Source organism: Belnapia arida (genome assembly GCF_016773205.1).
GTDB lineage: Bacteria > Pseudomonadota > Alphaproteobacteria > Acetobacterales > Acetobacteraceae > Belnapia > Belnapia arida.
The window spans coordinates 1-1556 of record NZ_JAETWB010000134.1 but is presented as its reverse complement, the minus strand read 5'-3'; the positions used below and the strand labels follow the sequence as shown (position 1 = coordinate 1556).

The 1556-nt window shown below is 70.5% G+C and carries 2 protein-coding genes; both read left to right on the top strand.

The window, feature by feature from the left end; all coding sequences use genetic code 11:
- Nucleotides 1-814: ABC transporter permease (locus tag JMJ56_RS33045; RefSeq protein ID WP_202836108.1), on the top strand; the 814-nt coding region annotated here is incomplete at its 5' end.
- 2 nt (nucleotides 815-816) lie between these two features.
- Nucleotides 817-1548: an ABC transporter ATP-binding protein gene (locus JMJ56_RS33040; RefSeq protein ID WP_202836107.1), complete on the top strand. Its 732-nt coding sequence runs from the start codon at nucleotides 817-819 to the stop codon at nucleotides 1546-1548.
- Nucleotides 1549-1556 lie beyond the last annotated feature (8 nt).

Below are 1556 nucleotides of genomic sequence, written 5' to 3'. Positions count from 1 at the left end.
CTATCTTTTCGACTCTCGTGTTCCGCGTCGCCGTGCGGCGGCTTTGGGGGACATTGCCACGGGGGTGCGGCGGTGGCGGCTGTCGATGGCGCTGGCCTCGCTCGACATCCGCAACCGCTACCGCGGCTCGGTGCTGGGGCCGTTCTGGCTGACGCTGTCGAATGCCGTCATGGTGGTGGGGCTCGGGCTGCTCTACTCCTCGCTGTTCAAGATGAGCCTGGCCGACTACCTGCCCTTCATCGCCGTCAGCCTGATCACCTGGAACACCATCAACGCCATCGTCACCGATGCCTGCACCAGCCTGACCAGCGCCGAGGGCATCATCCGCCAGTTGCCGCTGCCCTACACGGTGCATGTGCTGCGCTGCGTCTGGCGCAACGCCGTCATCGCCGCCCACAGCCTGCCCATCATCCTCGCCGTCTTCGCCTTCACCGGCGTCTGGCCGGGCTGGGAGGCGCTCTGGGCGCTGCCGGGGCTCGTCCTGCTCGGCGTCAACGCCTGCGCGCTCGCGCTCTTCCTCGGCATGCTGTGTGCCCGCTTCCGCGACATCCCCCCCATCGTCGGCAGCGTCATGCAGCTGGCCTTCTTCCTCTCGCCGGTGCTGTGGAAGCCCGAGCTGCTCGGCCCCGGCAAGGCCGCCTGGCTGGTGCTCAACCCCTTCTACGTGGTGATGGAGACGGTGCGCGGGCCGCTCGTCGAGGGCGGCGCCTCGCTCGGCGTCTGGGCCTCGGCCTGCCTCTACACCGCCGCCGTGGCCGCGCTGGCGCTCGGCTTCTTCATCCGCTTCCGCGGCCGCATCGCCTTCTGGGTCTGAGCATGCCCCATATCCATGCCGAGGCGGTGACCATCGAGTTCCCGCTCTACCACCTGGGCGCGCGCTCGCTGAAGAAGCGCATCCTCGCCAACTCGCCGCTCCGGCTGCGCCAGGACGAGGCCAGCCGCGTCGTGGTCTCGGCGCTGCGCGAGCTGAGCTTCCGCATCGGCCCCGGCGAGCGGGTGGCGCTCATCGGCCATAACGGCGCCGGCAAGACCACGCTGCTGCGGACGCTGGCCGGGGTCTACGAGCCGGTCGGCGGCCGGCTCGAGGTGGCGGGCTCCGTCGGCGCGCTGATCGACCCGGCGGCGGGGATGGACCCGCATGCGACGGGGCGGGAGAACATCGTGCTGCGCGGCCTGTTCCGGGGCCTCGGCGAGGCCCAAAGCGCGGTGCTCGCCGAGGAGGTCGGCGCCTTCTCGGGCCTCGCCGAGTTCCTCGACGTCCCCGTCCGCACCTACTCGGCCGGGATGTCGGTCAGGCTGTCCTTCGCCATGGCCACCGTGATGGACCCCGAGGTGCTGCTGATGGACGAGTGGTTCCTCGCCGGCGACGCCGACTTCATGCAGCGGGCGCGCGCCAAGCTCGAGGACCTCGTCACCAAGGCCGAGATCCTGGTGCTCGCCTCCCACGACATGACCATCGTCCGCGAGTGGTGCACCCGCGTCATCCGCCTCGACGCTGGCCGCATCGCACAGGACGGTACCGTCACCGAGGTCCTCGGCGAACCGTGAGGCGGGCG